Here is a 14577-nt window from a genome sequence, read left to right as displayed (position 1 = left end):
GCGCACAATCCCGGTCCCGGGGCTTGCTGTCGCGCCTGTCGCGCCGCCCCGGCTTCGATGTCAGGGACCCCCGCGCCTTTCGCCTGAACGGTTGTTCCGGCACCGCCGGGCCGCGTTCCGGCATCCGATCCGAAACGGAACGAAGGAGTAGCGAATGCGCCCGACGATGAGCGACGACGAACTGAAACGCCGGATCGACGATCTGCAGGATGCCGGGATGAGCCTGGCCGCCAAGGCCCTGCTGCGCGAACTCAGCTTCCGCGAAAAACACGCCTGACCCGGCTCCGGGCCGCGGGGCACCGCCCTGCGGCCCGCCTGCGTCGCGCGGTGTTTCAGCCCTTCTCGATCGGGATCGAACTGCCCCCTTTCGCCTCCGACGGTGCCTTCCTGCCCGCGCTGATCGTCAGCACGCCATCCTTCAGCGATGCCTTCACCGCCTCGCCATCCGCGTCCGGCGGAAGCCGGAAGCTGCGCGAGAACGACCCGTATTCGCGCTCGCTGAAATACCAGGTCTCGCCCTTTTCCTCGCGCGAGGACTGTTTCTCGCCCGAAACGGTCACCACCCCGTCGTCGAGCGATACCTCGATGTCCTTTTCCTCCACGCCCGGCAACTCCATCCGGATGCTGTAGCCGCCATCGTCGTGCGACGCCTCCGAGGCCGGGGCGAACCAGTCCGCGACCCGCGTCCCGAGCCCGCGGAGCGGATCGTAGAGCGACGGCCAGAAGCCGGTGCTGTGCGATTTCTCGACCATGATCGACTCTCCTTGCTGCGTTTGGCAACGCCCGTCAGTCTGGCGCGGTTCGCCCCGCGCGTCGTTGACGCCCGTCAAGGCACGCCCGCGCCGACGGGGTTTGCAGCCGGTGCCCGGCAGGGGTAAGCCTGCGTGACCCGGAGGGAAGAGGCCGACAACATGATCCTCTGCGCAGGAGAGGCCCTGATCGACATGCTGCCCGGCCGCACCGGGGCAGGCGCGGAGGCCTTCGTTCCGCACCCGGGCGGCGCGGTGTTCAACACCGCCGTCGCGCTGGGCAGGCTCGGAGCGCCCACGGGCTTTTTCTCGGGTCTTTCGACGGACCTGTTCGGAGAACGGCTCGCGGCGGGCCTGGCCGAGGCGACTGTCGATACCCGCCTGTGCGCACGCTCCGCCCGCCCTACGACGCTCGCTTTCGTCCACCTTTGCGACGGGCAGGCGGACTATGCCTTCTACGACGAGAACACGGCGGGGCGGATGCTGACCGAGGCCGACCTGCCCCCCCTGCCCGACACGGTCGCGGCGCTGTTCTGCGGCGGCATCTCGCTCGCGGTCGAGCCGTGCGGCAGCGCCTACGAGGCGCTGATGCTGCGGGCGGCGGGATCTGCGCCGACCATGATCGACCCGAACATCCGGCGCGGCTTCGCCGCCGACGAAACCGCCTATCGCGCGCGACTGGCACGGATGATCGCGGCGGCCGATATCGTCAAGCTCTCCGAAGAGGACCTGCGCTGGGTCGAGGGGCCGGGCGCGCCCGAGGCGCAGGCCCGCGCCCTGCTCGACCGGGGGCCACGGCTGGTGCTGCTGACCCGCGGTGCCGCCGGGGCGCAAGCCTTCGGCGCGGCGGCCGAGGCCCGGGTGGCCGCCCGCCCGGTCCGCGTGGTCGACACGGTCGGCGCGGGCGACACCTTCAACGGCGGCATCCTCGCCGCGCTGCACCGGATGGGCGCTCTGTCGAAAGGGCGGCTTGAAGCGCTGACCGGAGACGACCTGACCGAGGCGCTGGGCTTCGCCACCCGCGCCGCGGCGATCACGGTCAGCCGCGCCGGCGCCAACCCACCCCGGGAAAAGGATCTGGCATGAGGGCACTGATCCAGAGAGTCACCGAGGCCGCAGTACGAACCGAGGGCGAGACCGTCGGCGAGATCGGACCGGGGCTGATGATCCTCGTTTGCGCAATGGCGGGCGATACCGACGCGCAGGCCGAGAAGCTTGCCGCCCGGATCGCCCGGATGCGCATCTTTCCGGACGAGGCCGGCAAGATGAATCTTGCGTTGCTCGACACGGGCTGCGCGGCGCTGGTGGTCAGCCAGTTCACGCTGGCCGCCGACACCTCGCGCGGCAACCGCCCCGGATTCTCGGCCGCGGCGCCCCCGGCCGAGGGCGAAAGGCTTTACGAGCGGTTCGCCGCGGCGCTCGCCGCCCAAGGGGTCGAGGTCGCGACAGGGCGGTTCGGGGCCGACATGAAGGTCGCGCTGACCAATGACGGGCCAGTGACCATCTGGATCGAGGCCTAGCCGCGCAGGGCTGCCATCGCGGTTCCGCTTCTGGCGGATGCAAACGCCGGGCGGCCGCGCTACATCCGGCCCATGGACTTGCCCGATTCCTTCGCTACCTGGTTCGCCGCCCGCGGCTGGTCGGTTCATCCGCATCAGAAGGCGATGCTGGAGCGCGCGGACGCGCCCGCGCTGCTGCTCATCGCGCCCACGGGCGGGGGCAAGACGCTTGCAGGATTCCTGCCGTCCCTGGCCGAAATCGCCGCGAATCCGGCGCCGGGCTTGCACACGCTCTACATCTCCCCGCTCAAGGCGCTCACCGCCGACATCGGCCGCAACCTGCGTGCCCCGGTCGACGAGATGGGCCTACCGGTGCGGATCGAGGACCGCACCGGCGACACCTCTTACACCGCCCGGCGGCGGCAACGGGCCGACCCGCCGCATATCCTGCTGACCACCCCCGAAAGCCTGGCGCTGCTGCTCAGCTACGAGGACGCGCCCCGCATCTTCGCCGGGCTGCAACGCGTCATCGTCGACGAGGTCCACGCGCTGGCGGAATCGAAGCGGGGCGATCAGTTGATGCTGGGGCTGGCGCGGCTTTCCACGCTTTGTCCGGGGCTTCGCCGCGTGGGGCTGTCGGCCACCGTCGAGGACCCGCCCGCGCTCGCGCGCTTCGTCGCCCGCCACCCCGACACTTGCGAGATCCTCACCGCCGATCCCGGCCCCGCCCCCGACATCGCGATGCTGCAGACCGATGCCCCGCCCCCCTGGGCCGGCGGCGGCGGGCGCTACGCGATTCCGGCGGTGCTGCAGGAAGTCGCCCGCCATCGCACCACGCTGATCTTTCACAACACGCGCGCCCAGGCGGAGTTGTTCTTTCACGACCTTTGGCTGGCGAACGCCGATGGCCTGCCCATCGCCATCCACCACGGCAGCCTGTCGCGCGCGGCCCGCGCGAAGGTGGAGGCGGCGATGGCGGCGGGCCGCCTGCGCGCGGTGGTGTGCACCGGCTCGCTCGACCTTGGCATCGACTGGGGCGACGTGGACCTGGTGATTCAGGTCGGCGCGCCGAAGAACGTCAAGCGCCTGGTCCAGCGCATCGGGCGCGCGAACCACCGCTACAACGCGCCGTCGAAGGCTTTGCTGGTGCCGGCCAACCGCTTCGAGGTGGTGGAATGCGTCGCCGCGCTGGAGGCGGTGCACGCGCACGATCTCGACGGCGAGCCGCGCGGACCCGGCCCCGGGGATGTGCTGTGTCAGCACATCCTGGCCACCGCCTGCGCGGGCCCGTTCGAGGCCGACACGCTCTATGCCGAGGCGACGACAGCGGGCCCCTATGCCGCGCTCGACCGCGCGCGCTTCGATGCCTGCCTCGACTTCGCGGCGACGGGCGGCTACGCGCTTCGGGCCTATGACCGCTGGCAGCGGCTCAAACGGGAGCCGGACGGCCGCTGGGGCCTGCGCGACCCCCGTGCGGCGCGCCGGATTCGCATGAACCTCGGCACGATCGTCGAGGAGGAAACGCTCAAGGTACGCATGAAACCCGCCCGCGGCGGCGCGCCCCTGGGCGAGGTGGAAGAGGCCTTCGCCGCGACACTCACCCCCGGCGACACGTTCCTGATCGGCGGGCAGGTGGTCCGCTACGAGGGCCTGCGCGAGATGGTGGTCGAGGTCAGTCGCACGCCCGGCCGCGAGCCCAGGATCGCCGTCTTCGCGGGCACCAAGTTCGCAACCTCCACCCGGCTCTCCGACCGCATCCTCGGCATGTTCCGCCGCGAAAGCTGGCCGGAGTTGCCCACACACACCGCCGAATGGCTGGCATTGCAGCGCGAGGTCTCGCGCCTGCCCGAGCGCGACCGGCTGCTGGTCGAGACCTTCCCGCACGAGGGGCGGGCGTACCTTTGCATCTACGGTTTCGCGGGGCGCAACGCGCAACAGACGCTCGGCCTTCTGGTGACGCAGCGGATGGAGGCCGCGGGGCTTGCGCCGCTGGGCTTCGTCTCGACCGATTACGCCACGCTGATCTGGGGTCTGGACGAGGTGACGGCGCCCGCGGACTTGCTGGATTCGAACGGGCTGCGGGTCGCTTTCGAGCATTGGCTGGCAGGCAACGCGGTCATGAAGCGCACGTTTCGAACATCCGCGGTAATCGCGGGCCTGATCGAGCGGAACCTGCCCGGCGGCCGCAAGACCGGGCGTCAGGCAACGTTTTCCTCGGACATCCTTTATGACACGCTGATGAAATACGACCCTGGGCACCTGATGCTCGAGATCACGCGGGAAGAGGCGATGAAGGGCCTGGTCGATTTCGGCCGGATCGAAGGTATGCTGGCCCGCATCCGCGGTATCGACCACGTCCGCCGCCCGCGGGTCACGCCGCTGGCCGCGCCGCTCTTCCTGGAGGCGGGGCGCATCCCCGTCCAGGGCGCGGCCGAACAACGGCTGATCGACGAGGCCGCGGACCGCCTGATGGCCGAAGCGGGCCTTGCCTGACCCCTTGCATAGCGGCCCCGGTTCGGGTGAAAACAAAGCATGAACGGCCATGACTTCACCCTCGTGGGCACGTCGCTCGCCGCGCTGCCCTCGGGCGCGCTGTGGTGGGCCGCGCCCCAGGTGCTGACGGTGTCGGACCTGCATCTCGGCAAGTCCGAGCGGATGGCGCGCCGCGGCGGCACGCTGCTGCCGCCCTACGACACGGCCGAAACGCTCGCGCGGCTCGAGGCGGACGTGGCGGCGACCGCGGCCCGCACGGTGATCTGCCTCGGCGACAGCTTCGACGACGAGGCCGCGGCGCGCGCGCTGCCGCCGGCAGCCCGGGAACGGCTCCTGCGCCTGATGGCGGGGCGGCGCTGGGTGTGGATCGCCGGCAATCATGACCCGGGCCCGGCCGATCTGCCCGGCAGCCATCTCGGCGTGCTGGTCGAGGGGCCGCTCACCTTCCGCCATATCGCTGAGCCCGGCGCCACGGGCGAGGTGTCTGGCCATTACCACCCCAAGGCACGGCTCCGCCTCGGCGGGCGGCAACTCTCGCGGCCCTGCTTTCTGGTCGACGACGCGCGAGTGATCCTGCCCGCCTACGGCGCCTATACCGGCGGGCTCGACGCGGATGCGCCAGCACTCGACGGGCTGATGCAGGGCGGGGCCTCCGCGATCCTGACCGGCCCGCGGGCCGTGGCGGTGCCTATGCGTCCGGCGCGAGCACGCGCGCCTCGACGTCGGGCCGGTAGCGTCGGCTGACCGGCACCTCGGTCCCGTCGCGCAGCACGAGAAACAGGCGGCCGTCGGCGTGCCGATGGCCCGTCACGGCGTCGGCCGCCACCCAGTGCGAGCGATGCACCTGCAGCCCGTCGATACCCTCAAGCTCGGCGATGGCGTCCGCAAAACGCATCAGGATCTCGGCGTGGCCCGCATCGGTCACGACCCGAACGTAATGGTCGCGCGAACTGAGACGGATCACGTGCCCGCGGCTGACCTCGGGCAGTCGCGCGAGCAGGGCCGGCCGCGGGGTGTCCGACGCCGGCTCGCGCGGGATCAGGGCATACCGGAGCGCGTGAAGCCCCATGGCGCAGAGGAACACCGCGGCCCCCGCCTCGGCGAGGCCGGAAGCGGCGTCATCCATCGACGCGCGCCCCGCCATAAGCGCTGTCACGCGCTGGGCCGGAAGGGCCAGCAGGCCAGCGACAACGGCGGAACTCAGGCCCGCGCGCTGCCAATAGGTGAAATCGGGAAACCGCCGCCGGATCGCCAGGCGCGCGGCGATGCCGAGGCAAAGGCCCGCCGCGGTCAGGGACGACCAAAAGACCAGCCGGTCGGCCAACGGTGCGATATAGGTGGCGAACGGGCCGGACACGGTCAGCAGGACCGACAGGACCGCCCACTGAACAAGGGTCGCGGGATGAAAAAGCGCTGCCTTGAAATCTCTCACCACCGGATCACACTCGAATACCGACAAAACAAGCAACAATCGAAAAAGCGCAAGAAGTTCCGTGCCAAACGTTTATCGTGCACCCAGCAACTTGCATCGCCACAATCTGTCATGCAACCCCCTGAAAAACGGGGCACTTGTCTCCCGGCAGGCGCGACGGCTAGGGTGGAAGCCGTCTTGCCCCCGCCCCCGTGGAACCCATGTCGCACGCGCCGCGCAATCCCGATTTCGCCGAAACCGTGGCCGAGAGTTTCGCGCGGCAGGCCATGATGCAGAGCCTGCAGGCGGACATCCGGTCCCTTGCCCCCGGCATGGTCGAGATCGCGGCGCCCATCCTGCCGACCTTCGGCCAGCAGCAGGGCATGGCCCACGCCGCCGTCAGCTTCGCGCTCGGCGACAGCGCGGCGGGCTATGCCGCGCTGAGCCTCATGGAGCCGAGAGTCGAGTTCGTGACCGCAGAGATGAAGATCCAGCTTCTGGCGCCCGCGCGCGGGCAGCGGCTGGTCGCGCGCGGCGAAGTGGTGCGTCCTGGGCGTCGGCTGACGGTGGTCCGCGCCGATGTCCATGCCGAGGACGGGGGCGAGCGTCGCAACGTGGCGACGCTCTTGGGCACCATGGTGCCGGTGTCGCCCTGAGGGCTCAGGCGGTCAGCCCCTCGGGCTCGGCCAGGCCATTGGCTCGACAGCAGGCGGTGACCGTGTTCGCCAGGAGGCAGGCGATGGTCATCGGGCCGACGCCGCCGGGCACCGGCGTGATGGCGCCTGCGACCTGCGCGGCGCTGTCGAAATCCACGTCCCCCACCAACCGTGTCTTGCCCTCGCCACGTTCGGGGGCGGGAATGCGATTGATGCCCACGTCGATCACCGTGGCGCCGGGCTTGACCCAGTCGCCCGGGATCATCTCGGGCCGGCCCACGGCGGCGACCAGGATATCGGCGCGGCGGCAGACCTCGGGCAGGTCGCGCGTGCGGGAATGGGCGATGGTCACGGTGCAACTGTCGCGGAGAAGCAGATGCGCCATAGGCTTGCCCACGATGTTCGAGCGGCCGACCACGACGGCATCCATCCCCGACAGCGCCCCGTGCCGGTCGCGCAGCAGCATGAGGCAGCCGAGCGGCGTGCAGGGCACCAGCGCCTCTTGCCCCGTCGCCAGCAGGCCCACGTTCGAAATGTGAAAGCCGTCCACGTCCTTGGCCACGTCGATCGCGTTGATGACCTTGGCCTGGTCAATATGGTCGGGCAGCGGGAGTTGCACCAGGATGCCATGCACCGCAGGCGCCGCGTTCAGCCGCGCGATCAGCGCCAGCAGTTCCGCTTCCGAGGTCTCGGCGGGCAGCCGGTGTTCGAAAGAGGCCATTCCGGCCTCCTCGGTCTGCTTGTTCTTGTTGCGCACATAGACCTGGCTGGCCGGGTCCTCGCCAACCAGCACAACGGCCAGCCCGGGCGTAAGCCCGTGCTCGGCATGCAGGCTTTTGACATGCTCGGCCACCTTGCCGCGAATCGTGGCGGCAAAGGCCTTGCCGTCGATGATGTCTGCACTCATACCCGCTCCTCTCTCTGTCCCATCGCCACCTCTTCGCGGCGGATCGACCACTCTATCAGTTCGCGCCAGAGCCGCTCGACCAGATCCGGGTCGAGCCCGGTTTCAGCCGCTCGCGCACGCACCTTGCCGACCACCTCTTCGACGCGGGGGCCGATCCGGGCGGGAAGGCCCTCGGCGGGCTTCAACTCCGCCGCCCTGTCGATATAGCGCGCGCGCAGGCCCAGGCGCGCCACCAGGTCTGCATCCAGCGCGTCGATCTGCGCGCGCAGTTCGGCCATGGTCCGGCAGTCTTCAGGCGGGGTCATCGGGCACCTTCCTCTTGTCGGTTGCGATGTTGCGTTCCTGTTAGACCGCGTCCCCGGGGCCTGCAATGCGGCCGTCAGAACAGGCCCTCGATCTGGCCGGCTTCGTTGAGACCGATGGTCTCGGCCGCGGGCTTACTGGGCAGGCCGGGCATGGTCATGATCTCGCCGCAGATGGCGACGACGAAGCCAGCGCCGGCCGACAGGCGCACCTCGCGGATCGGCAGGGAATGGCCTTCCGGCGCGCCGCGTTGGTTCGGGTCGGTGGTGAAGGAATACTGCGTCTTGGCCATGCAGATCGGCAGGCTGCCATAGCCGGCCGCTTCCCAAGCCGCCAGCTGGTCGCGGATTTTCTTGTCGGCCACCACCTCGCCGGCGCGGTAGATGCGCTTGGCAATGGTCTCGATCTTCTCGAAGAGCCCCATCTCGTCGGGATAGAGCGGCGCGAAGGTGTGGTGGTCGGCCTCGGCCAGTTCCACAACGCGATGCGCCAGCGCTTCCGTGCCCGCGCTGCCGTCGGCCCAGTGCTTGCACAGGATCGCCTCGCTGCCCTGGTGGGCCACGAAGTCCTGCACCGCGGCGATCTCGGCCTCTGTATCGCCCGCGAAATGGTTGATCGCCACGACCGCCGGCACGCCAAAGGATTTGACGTTCTCGATATGGCGCCCCAGGTTCGCGCAGCCCGCCTTGACCGCGTCCACGTTCTCGGCGCCCAGATCGCCCTTGGCCAAGCCGCCGTTCATCTTGAGCGCGCGCACCGTCGCGACGATGACCACCGCCGCCGGCGACAGGCCCGCCTTGCGGCACTTGATGTTCATGAACTTCTCGGCCCCGAGGTCGGCGCCGAAGCCCGCCTCGGTCACCACGTAATCGGCCAGCTTCAGCGCGGCTGTCGTCGCCATCACCGAGTTGCAGCCATGCGCGATATTGGCGAACGGCCCGCCATGAACGAAGGCCGGCGTGTTCTCCAGCGACTGCACGAGGTTCGGCTGCAGCGCATCCTTCAGCAGCACGGTCATCGCCCCGTCGGCCTTGATGTCGCGCGCATAGACCGCCTCGCGATCGCGAGTATAGCCGATGATTATATCGCCCAGGCGCCGCTGCAGGTCGTGGATGTCGGTCGCAAGGCACAGGATCGCCATTACCTCGGAGGCCACGGTGATGTCGAACCCGGTCTGACGAGGGAAACCGTTTGCAACGCCGCCGAGCGACGTCACGACGTCGCGCAGCGCGCGGTCGTTCATGTCCATCACCCGGCGCCACGCGACTCGGCGCTGATCGATGCCCAGCGCATTGCCCCAGTAGATGTGGTTGTCGATCATCGCCGAGAGCAGGTTGTGGGCGGATGTGATCGCGTGGAAATCGCCGGTGAAGTGGAGGTTCATGTCCTCCATCGGCACGACCTGCGCATAACCGCCGCCCGCCGCGCCCCCCTTCATCCCGAAACAGGGGCCAAGGCTCGCCTCGCGGATGCAGATCGCCGATTTCTTGCCGATCCGCGCCAACCCGTCGCCCAGGCCCACGGTGGTCGTGGTCTTGCCTTCGCCCGCGGGGGTGGGATTGATCGCGGTCACCAGGATCAGCTTGCCGTCCGGGCGGTCCTTCAACCCGGCGATGAAGTCGGCGCTGACCTTGGCCTTGTCGTGGCCGTAGGGCAACAGGTCGCCGTCGGGGATGCCCAGCTTGGCGCCGATCTCCTGGATCGGGCGTTTTTCGGCGGCGCGCGCGATTTCGATATCCGTCTTCGGGGCCATTCACTCCTCCCTGCTTCGCCCGCTCCCCCGGGCGTTTCCCGTCGCAGAATTAGCCATGTCCGCGCGTTCGGACAGTCATTTTTCCGATATTCTCCCACATTGTTGCGGTGCGCCCACCGCAATGGCGCGATGCAGGTCGCTCGCGGTCGGCCACGGCATGGCACCGCAAGAGAAAACCCGCCGCGTTCTGCGCGGCGGGTCTGTATCGCGATCGCGGCCCGCTCAGGTGGGCTCGGGCTCGAGGCCGCCGGGTTTCGGCCGCGGCTTGGTCTTGGGAATGGCGGTGACCGAGGGGGTGTTGCCGCTTTGCGGCGGCGTATCCTCATCGTCGCCGCGGTTCAGCGGCTCGCCATTGATCACCTTGGTGATCTCGGGCCCGGTCAGCGTCTCGTATTCCAGAAGCCCCTGGGCCAGCCGCTCTAGGTCGTCGCGCTTCTCGGTCAGGATGCGCTTGGCGGTCTCGTAACCCTCGTCGATGATCTCCTTCACCTTGTCGTCGATCACCTTCTGGGTCGCGGCCGAGTGATTGCTGCCCGCGCCGTAGGGGCCGAGATAGCTTTCCTGCTCATTGGCATAGTCGACATAGCCCAACTCGTCGTCGGCAAAGCCGAACTGGGTGACCATCGCGCGGGCGATCTTCGAGACTTGCTGGATGTCGGAGGCCGCGCCGGAGGTGACGTTCTCCTTGCCGAAGACCAGTTCTTCGGCCACGCGCCCGCCCATCGCCATGGCGATCTTGGACTTGTACTTGGTGTAGGTCACCGACAGTTGGTCGCGTTCCGGCAGCGACAGAACCAGCCCCAGCGCGCGGCCGCGCGGGATGATCGTCGCCTTGTGGATCGGGTCGTGCTGGGGGACGTTCAGGCCGACGATGGCGTGCCCCGCCTCGTGATAGGCGGTCAGCTTCTTCTCGTCGTCGGTCATCACCATCGACCGGCGCTCGGCGCCCATCATGACCTTGTCCTTGGCGTTCTCGAAATCCTCCATCGTGACGAACCGCCGGCCCACGCGCGCGGCCATCAGCGCCGCCTCGTTCACGAGGTTCGCCAGATCCGCGCCGGAAAAGCCCGGCGTGCCGCGCGCGATGATGCGCAGGTCCACATCCGGGCCCAGCGGCACCTTGCGGGCATGCACGCCCAGGATCTTCTCGCGGCCCTTGATGTCGGGGTTCGGCACCTGCACCTGCCGGTCGAACCGGCCGGGGCGCAGCAGCGCGGGGTCCAGAACGTCGGGCCGGTTGGTGGCGGCCACGATGATGATGCCCTCGTTGGCCTCGAACCCGTCCATTTCCACCAGCAGCTGGTTCAGCGTCTGCTCGCGCTCGTCATTGCCGCCGCCATAGCCCACACCGCGCGAGCGCCCCACGGCGTCGATCTCGTCGATGAACACGATGCAGGGCGCATTCTTCTTGGCCTGTTCGAACATGTCGCGCACGCGGGACGCGCCGACACCCACGAACATTTCCACGAAGTCCGAGCCCGAGATGGTGAAGAACGGCACGCCCGCCTCGCCCGCGATGGCGCGCGCGAGCAGCGTCTTACCGGTGCCCGGGGGGCCCACCAGAAGCGCGCCTTTCGGGATCTTGCCGCCGAGGCGCGAAAATTTCTGCGGGTTGCGCAGGAATTCCACGATCTCTTCCAGTTCGTCCTTGGCCTCGTCGATGCCGGCCACGTCGTCGAAGGTGACACGGCCGTGCTTCTCGGTCAGCAGCTTGGCCTTGGACTTGCCAAAGCCCATCGCGCCACCGCGGCCGCCCCCCTGCATGCGGTTCATCAGGAAGATCCAGATGCCGATCAGGATGATGAAGGGCAACAGCGTGCCGATATAGGCCAGGATGCCGTTCTGCTCCTGCGGCTCGGCGCGCACCTCGACGTTGTTCGCCACCAGCCGGTCGGTAATGTCCGCGCCTTCCGGCACGATGGCCGTCGCCGTGGAACCATCGGTTTCGCGGATCACGGCGCGTTCGCCGTCCAGCGTCACGCTTTGCACTTCGCCGTTGTCGACGCTTTGCAGGAATTCGGAATAGCTGATCGAGCGCGAGGACATCGTCCCCTGCCCGCCGCTGAAGAGATTGAAGAGCGCCAGGATCAGAAGAAAGAGAACGACCCAGAAAGCGATTTGTCGCGCGTTGCCCAAAGCGGTCTCCTTGGATTCGGGGCAGCCGGTGCATGGCGTCCGGCCGTTGGCCTAAGATAGCGACTGGGCGCACATGTTCAATGCGAGACTATCCGGTCGGTGAAGGCGGTGGCGGGCCAGGCCCGCCACCCCTCCGCACGCCCCGCCAGCGGGGCCGCGACGAGGCGGTCGCCGCGCCAGACCGCCGGAGAGGCCAACAGCGAGGCGCGCGGCAGGCCGCTCTCGCGCCAGTCCGGGCACTGGGCAAGGCCGCTCTCCCCGAGCGCGCGCACCTCCTCTCCGCCCTCGACGGAACCGTCAACGCACCAGCGCCCGTCCCAGAGCGCACCGGGAGCGGCGACGGCCCGCACGACGGCGGCAGGCTCGCGCGAGATACGCAGCTGCCCGCCCCCGCGCGCGATCAAGCATCCGTGAAGAGTCGCGCGCGGGGCATGGGCAAGGGTTGCGCGCATCTCGAGCAGCGCCTCGGCCCGCGGCGGATAGTCGGCCGAGGCCACCCAGGTCAGGGCGGCGTTCAGCAGGCGCCGGGCGATTTCCTCGGGCAGCGCGTCGAGCCCGACCTCCGACAAGAGCACGTCGCCCCGGTCCTCCTCGGCCACGCGAGCGGCCGCGTCGGCGGTGCAATGCGCAAGCGCCGCGCGGGCCGAGGCCAGACGCCGAGCCGTCGCGGCCAGGCCCTCGGCGGTGACCCCGAGCGGGCCGAGCACCGCGAGCGCCTGCCGGATACGCACCCGGTCGAAGCCCTCGTCCTCGTTGGTGGGATCATCGATCCAGCGCTGGCCCCGCGCGGTCAGGTAGGCCCGCAGGTCCGCCCGCGACAGATCAAGAAAGGGCCGCAACCAGGTCAGGCCACCCGCCTGCCGGTCGGGGGCCATCGCCGACAGGCCGTCGAGCCCCGCCCCGCGCGCCAACCGCATCAACACGGTTTCTGCCTGGTCGTCGCGGGTATGGCCAAGCGCCACGCGCCCGATGCCCCGGGCATGCGCCCAGTCGGCGATCAGCGCCTGGCGGGCGCGGCGCGCGGCGTCCTGCAGATTGCCGCGCCCGTCCCACCCCTGCCACCGGAGCGTCGCATGGGGCACGCCGAGACCCGCGCAAAGATCGGCAACGAACCGCGCCTCCCCCGGCGCCTCGGCGCGCAGCCCGTGATCGACGGTGACCGCGTGCACCGGGGGGCCGCCATCCGCCGCCCGGCCGGCCGCCGCAAGAAGCAAGGCTACCGAATCCCCGCCGCCCGACACCGCCACCCCGAGCGGCGCATCACCGGCGCAGGCCGCGGCCAGCGCCGCGTCCGGGCCGGCGGCGCCGCCGGTCAGTTGCACCCGATGGAGTCCATCGCGGCATCGGCCTCCTGCGCCTCGGCCGCCTCGGGAAACCGCGTGCCGACCTCGCCCAGCGTCACGCAGGCCTCGCGGGTCTGGCCCAGCGCGTCCAGCGCAAGCCCGAGCTTCAAGAGCGACTGGGGTGCGCGGTCGCCGGACGGGCTGCCGGAAAAGCTCTCCAGATAGGCGCGGGCGGCGGCCGAGGTCGCGCCCTCCGCCGACAGCGCCTCGCCCCGCAGGAAATGCGCCTCGCCCGACAGCGGGCTGCCGGGATAGGTCTCGGTGAAGGCCGCGAAGAGGTCGGCGGCCTGCGCGGTGTCACCCGCCTCGAAGGCCGCCTTGGCGGCGTCGAAATCCGCCCGCTCGCCCACGGCGAGTTCCACCCCGCCCGCGCTTTCGGGCGGCACAGCCGGGGCGGGCGCCGGGGCGGCGGCGATGTCGGCGCCGCCCAGCGTGGTGGTCTCGCCCAGTTCGCTCACGTCGCCCCCTTCCAACTCGACCAGGCGGAATTCCAGGTCGCCGATCCGGCGCGTGCCGTCCTCGACGATCTTCTGTATGCGGAATTCCATCTCCTCGATCTGGGCGGTCAGACGCTGCACCTCCTGCTCGATCGAGTCGATGCGTTGCAGCGCCGAACCGCCCAGTTGCGGGGTGTTGGGCGCGCCGGTGGTCGACAACTCGCGCTTGAGCTTCTGGATCTCGACGAACAGGACCGACAATTCCTGCCGGATATCGGCCAGCGTCTCGTCGCGCGACTGGGCCGCGGCGGGCAGCGCCAGCCCCAGCGCAAGGATCAGGACAAGCAGACGCGCGGCCATCCCCGCCCCCTTACGAACTCAGCCCGCCGGCGGCGACCACGGTCACGGCGCGGCGGTTCTTGGCGTAGCAGGATTCCTCGGAACAGATGGCGATGGGCCGCTCCTTGCCGTAGCTCACGGTGCGCAGCCGCGCGGGACTGACGCCGCGCGAGACAAGGTATTCCTTGGCGGCATTGGCCCGGCGCTCGCCCAAGGCGAGGTTGTATTGCGTGGTGCCCTGCTCGTCGGCGTGGCCCTCGATCGTGGCGCTGTAGCCGGTGTTCTCGATCAGCCAGCGCGCCTGCTGCTCCAGCGTGGCGCGCGCAGCGTCCGACAGGGTCGACTGGTCGACGGCGAAAAGCACGCGGTCGCCAATGGTCTGGTTGAAATAGGCGACCGTGGTCGGGTCGGACGCGGCGCCGGCCCCCATGCCGGGCGCCCCGGCCCCGGCGCCCGGGCCGGTCCCCATGCCGAACCGGTCGGGGTTCGAACAGGCGGAAACGGCCAGCGCGGCCAGCACGAGAACGGTCCTGGAAATCGGTGTCATTCTG

Annotated in this window: 15 protein-coding genes; 6 read left to right on the top strand and 9 right to left on the bottom strand. The window is 69.7% G+C overall.

Annotation, left to right across the window (positions count from 1 at the left end; genetic code table 11):
- Positions 1 to 154 precede the first annotated feature (154 nt).
- Positions 155 to 277, top strand: a complete 123-nt coding sequence (locus BUR28_RS20720) for a hypothetical protein (RefSeq protein ID WP_256370893.1) — start codon at positions 155 to 157, stop codon at positions 275 to 277.
- 55 nt (positions 278 to 332) lie between these two features.
- On the opposite strand, the gene BUR28_RS17755 is transcribed toward BUR28_RS20720, so the two are convergent.
- Complete coding sequence (locus tag BUR28_RS17755; RefSeq protein ID WP_074221325.1) at positions 333 to 752, bottom strand: Hsp20/alpha crystallin family protein; 420 nt, start codon at positions 750 to 752, stop codon at positions 333 to 335.
- A 159-nt stretch (positions 753 to 911) separates the two neighbouring features.
- Here BUR28_RS17755 and BUR28_RS17750 point away from each other — a divergent pair, with 159 nt between their 5' ends.
- The 4 genes from BUR28_RS17750 (at position 912) to pdeM (ending at position 5485) form a co-directional block, all read left to right on the top strand.
- A complete protein-coding gene (locus BUR28_RS17750) occupies positions 912 to 1835 on the top strand; it encodes a carbohydrate kinase family protein (protein ID WP_074221324.1) in 924 nt (307 codons plus the stop codon).
- Positions 1832 to 2269 carry a D-aminoacyl-tRNA deacylase gene (gene dtd / locus BUR28_RS17745; protein WP_074221323.1) on the top strand — a complete coding sequence of 146 codons (438 nt, stop codon included), beginning with the start codon at positions 1832 to 1834 and terminating at the stop codon, positions 2267 to 2269. Before BUR28_RS17750 ends, dtd begins: the two co-directional genes overlap by 4 nt.
- Positions 2270 to 2341: 72 nt before the next feature.
- Positions 2342 to 4741: a ligase-associated DNA damage response DEXH box helicase gene (locus BUR28_RS17740; RefSeq protein WP_074221322.1), complete on the top strand. Its 2400-nt coding sequence runs from the start codon at positions 2342 to 2344 to the stop codon at positions 4739 to 4741.
- A gap of 39 nt (positions 4742 to 4780) precedes the next feature.
- Complete coding sequence (pdeM, locus tag BUR28_RS17735) at positions 4781 to 5485, top strand: ligase-associated DNA damage response endonuclease PdeM (protein WP_074221321.1); 705 nt, start codon at positions 4781 to 4783, stop codon at positions 5483 to 5485.
- Here pdeM and BUR28_RS17730 read toward each other — a convergent pair.
- Positions 5430 to 6173: a LytTR family DNA-binding domain-containing protein gene (locus BUR28_RS17730; protein WP_139307614.1), complete on the bottom strand. Its 744-nt coding sequence runs from the start codon at positions 6171 to 6173 to the stop codon at positions 5430 to 5432. The genes pdeM and BUR28_RS17730 overlap by 56 nt on opposite strands.
- Positions 6174 to 6373: 200 nt before the next feature.
- On the opposite strand from BUR28_RS17730, the gene BUR28_RS17725 reads away from it, so the two are divergent.
- Positions 6374 to 6808 (top strand): PaaI family thioesterase, encoded by a 435-nt coding sequence (locus tag BUR28_RS17725; RefSeq protein ID WP_074221320.1) that lies wholly within the window; start codon positions 6374 to 6376, stop codon positions 6806 to 6808.
- Positions 6809 to 6812: 4 nt separating this feature from the next.
- On the opposite strand, the gene folD is transcribed toward BUR28_RS17725, so the two are convergent.
- From folD to pal, 7 genes are all read right to left on the bottom strand, one after another.
- Positions 6813 to 7715: a bifunctional methylenetetrahydrofolate dehydrogenase/methenyltetrahydrofolate cyclohydrolase FolD gene (folD, locus tag BUR28_RS17720; RefSeq protein WP_074221319.1), complete on the bottom strand. Its 903-nt coding sequence runs from the start codon at positions 7713 to 7715 to the stop codon at positions 6813 to 6815.
- On the bottom strand, positions 7712 to 8020 hold the full coding sequence (locus tag BUR28_RS17715) for a chorismate mutase (protein WP_074221318.1): 309 nt from the start codon (positions 8018 to 8020) through the stop codon (positions 7712 to 7714). Before BUR28_RS17715 ends, folD begins: the two co-directional genes overlap by 4 nt.
- A gap of 74 nt (positions 8021 to 8094) precedes the next feature.
- Positions 8095 to 9771: a formate--tetrahydrofolate ligase gene (locus BUR28_RS17710; protein ID WP_074221317.1), complete on the bottom strand. Its 1677-nt coding sequence runs from the start codon at positions 9769 to 9771 to the stop codon at positions 8095 to 8097.
- Positions 9772 to 9993: 222 nt separating this feature from the next.
- Entirely contained in the window at positions 9994 to 11907 is a 1914-nt protein-coding gene (ftsH, locus tag BUR28_RS17705) for an ATP-dependent zinc metalloprotease FtsH (protein WP_074221316.1), read from the bottom strand.
- Positions 11908 to 11984: 77 nt separating this feature from the next.
- Entirely contained in the window at positions 11985 to 13190 is a 1206-nt protein-coding gene (gene tilS / locus BUR28_RS17700) for a tRNA lysidine(34) synthetase TilS (RefSeq protein WP_074221721.1), read from the bottom strand.
- Between the two features lie 29 nt (positions 13191 to 13219).
- Positions 13220 to 14047, bottom strand: a complete 828-nt coding sequence (gene ybgF / locus BUR28_RS17695; RefSeq protein ID WP_074221315.1) for a tol-pal system protein YbgF — start codon at positions 14045 to 14047, stop codon at positions 13220 to 13222.
- A gap of 10 nt (positions 14048 to 14057) precedes the next feature.
- Positions 14058 to 14573, bottom strand: a complete 516-nt coding sequence (pal, locus tag BUR28_RS17690; protein ID WP_074221314.1) for a peptidoglycan-associated lipoprotein Pal — start codon at positions 14571 to 14573, stop codon at positions 14058 to 14060.
- Positions 14574 to 14577: the final 4 nt, after the last annotated feature.

The organism is Rhodovulum sp. ES.010 (assembly GCF_900142935.1).
Taxonomy (GTDB): Bacteria; Pseudomonadota; Alphaproteobacteria; order Rhodobacterales; family Rhodobacteraceae; genus Rhodovulum.
The sequence above is the reverse complement of the archived record's forward strand: the minus strand, read 5'-3'. Positions and strand labels throughout refer to the sequence as shown.